The organism is Poseidonibacter sp. (genome assembly GCF_041821165.1).
Lineage (GTDB): Bacteria > Campylobacterota > Campylobacteria > Campylobacterales > Arcobacteraceae > Poseidonibacter.
On sequence record NZ_JBGUES010000220.1, the window covers coordinates 1 to 3,438 of the forward strand.

At 22.9% G+C, this 3,438-nt stretch carries 1 protein-coding gene; it reads left to right on the forward strand.

Features of this window, described 5'->3' with window-relative positions; genetic code table 11:
* Positions 1-3,438 (forward strand): PAS domain S-box protein (locus ACERKK_RS12290; RefSeq protein WP_373773368.1); only part of this gene is annotated, 3,438 nt, incomplete at both ends.

Sequence of the window (3,438 nt, forward strand, 5' to 3'; positions counted from 1 at the left end):
CAATAGAAATAAAAAGAGATGGCCACTCTTGGTTATTAGAAATTAATGCTAAAGAATCATATTTTAAATTTTGGGAAAATATAAATTCATTAGTATTTACATTAATAGGACTTTTTATTACTTTTTTGTTATCTCTAATAATAAAAAGACAAAATGAAATTGAAATATTAAAAGATGAGGCATTAATAAATGTATCTCAAGGTGTAATTATTACAGATAATAATCATAATGTTATCTATACAAATAAAGGTTTTGAAAATTTAACAGGATATAGTAGTGATTTTATAAATCAAAAAAATCCAAATTTATTACAAGGTATTGATAGTGATAAAGATTCTATAGAATTTATCAAAAATAGTCTAAGTAAAACAGAACCTTTTGAGTGTGATATTTTAAATTATAAAAAAGACGGTACACCTTTTTGGAATCGTTTAGCAGTAACTCCTATATTAGATAAAAACAATAATATTAAAAGATATATAGGAATACAAAATGATATTACAAAATATAAACTTTTAGAAAAACAAACATTATTTGAAAAAAGCTTTCTTGAAAATATTTTAAATAATACTAATGCTATTATTGCACTTATAGATACAGATGGTGTAATGCTTAGAATTAATGACTATGGAAAGAATTTTGTAGGTTATACACAAGAAGAGATATCTTCAGAACCATTTTTTTGGAAAAGATTTATACCAAAAGAGATGAGAGAAAAAGTTAAAAATATTTTTATTGAAGCTAGAAAAGGTAATCTTTTAGAAAAAAAACAAAATTCTTGGATTTCAAAAAGTGGTGAAGAAAAGATATTTGAATGGTCAAATAAACTTATAAAAGATGATAATGGAGAAATTCAATACTTAATTACTGTTGGTATTGATGTAACACAAGAAGTTCTAGCTGAAGAAGAATATAAAAAATATCAAAAACAATTAGAGTTATCAGTTAAACTATCAGGTTTAGTATTTTGGGAATTTAATATTAAAACTAATACATTTACTTTTAATGATGACTATTATGCATTTTTAGGAACTAATATAGAAGAACAAGGTAGTTATACTTTGGATGCACAAACATATTTAGAAAGATTTATTCCTCAAGATAGTCGACAAATTGTTTTAGATAAAATAAATGATTCACATAAAAAAGATAGAGATTATCAAGATAATTTTGAATATACAATGAAAAAAACAAATGATACTATTCTTCAAGTATTAGTTAATTATTTTATATCATATGATATAGATGGTAAACCTGATAAGGCTTATGGTACAAAGTATGATTTAACTAAACAAAAAAATAAAGAAAATGAATTACAAAAATCAAAAGAACAAGTAGAGTATTCATTAAAGGCTAAATCAGAGTTTTTAGCAAATATGTCTCATGAAATAAGAACTCCATTAAATGGTATTATTGGATTAACACAACTTACTTTAGAAACCAATTTATCTAAAACACAAAAAAATTATCTTACTAAATCAATAGCTTCATCTAATGCACTTTTGCATGTTATTAATAATATATTAGACTATTCGAAAATTGAAGCTAATAAAATTGAACTTGAATCTATACCATTTGAACTTGATAAATTATTCCATCAATTATCAGATTTATTTGCATACGAAACAAGTAGAAAAAATATAAAGCTTATTTTTTCAAGTGAACCTATTTTTTATAATAACTTAATTGGAGATCCTTTTAGAATTATGCAAGTTATGATTAACTTAATTGGAAATGCCATAAAGTTTACTCCAAAAGGTTATGTTGAAATTAGTCTAGATATTAAAAATATTAAAAAAGATACATTAACACTAAATTTTAAAGTAAAAGATACAGGAATTGGTATATCTAAAGAGACACAAAAAAAGTTATTCAAAGAGTTTTCTCAAGTTGATGCTTCAAATACAAGAATCTATGGTGGAAGTGGATTAGGGCTTGTGATTTCAAAAAAACTAGCTCATATGATGAATGGTGATGTATTAATACAAAGTGAAATAGATAAAGGAAGTATATTCTCTTTTAAAGCTGATGTAGAATATAAAAAAACAGATTATAGTTCTTTATCATCAGAATTAAAAAACAAAAAGTTACTTGTAGCTAATAGCAGTGAAAATATTGTTAATATATTAGAAGATATATCAAAAAAGATTCAATTAAATACAAAAGTATGTAAGTTTGCAAAATCAACATTAGAGGTATTAGAAAAAGAACACTTTGATTTTGTTTTAATTGATTTTAAATTAGATGATATGCAAGGAATAGAGTTAATAAAAACAATTGATAATAAGTATTACGATAAAGATATAAAAACAATCATAACTATACCATCTGAGAAAAAAGAAGAATTTATTAATTTGCATAATATCAATAAAAATCAAATATTAATAAATCCATTTAGTGTATCAAAACTGTTTAATTTATTAATAAACAAAGATACTAAAAAAGATGAAAAGAAAAACGAGTACAAATTAAAGGCAAAAGGAAAAGTTTTACTTGTTGAAGATAATGAGATAAATTTACTTGTAGCAAAACAAAACCTTCAAAATTTTGGACTTACTGTAGAAATTGCAACAGATGGTCAAATGGCAGTTCAAAAAGCTAAATTAAATACTTATAATATAATATTTATGGATTTACAAATGCCAATTTTAGATGGATTTAAAGCAACATCATTAATCCGAGAATTTAATAAAGATATTCCAATAATCGCTTTAAGTGCAGCTGTTATGCAAGATGATATTATGATGACAAAAGAAGCAGGAATGAATAAGCATCTATCTAAGCCAATAGATATAGCAAAATTAAAAGAAGTACTTATAGAGTATTTAGATACAAGTAATGAGTATGTACAAAATACTGAACTAGAAGAAATAGAAGATTCAATAGATGGAATCAATATCAATGAATTATTAGAAAGATTTAATAATAATAAAAATGCTGCATATCAAGCATTGCAAGATTTTTTAAAAAATAAAGAAAAGTTAGTAGAAAAACTTTTATCTTTAAAGATTGATTCAAGTGAGTTTAATTCATTTATTCATAATTTAAAAGGTATGAGTGGAAATCTATCTCTTAAAGATGTATTTAAATATACCAATAAGATTGATGAGGTAGAAGATATAGATAGTAAAAAAGAGATTGTATTAAAATTAAAAGATAGTTTAAATATAGTTGAGCATTCAGTTAATAATATGACAATTTTAAAAGATGAAAAAGGCATAAGTATTGACTTTTTAAAAACTCAATTTATTGAAGAACTAAACTTATTGTATAAAGATGTATGTAAATCTGCATTTATAAATTTTGAACGAAGAAATATAATTATTGAAAATATAAAAAAACTAGATAATAAAAAAAATGCAGATAAATTAGAATTGGCTCTTTGTAATTATGATTATAATAATACAAAAATAATAATAGAAGAGATTTTAAATAACT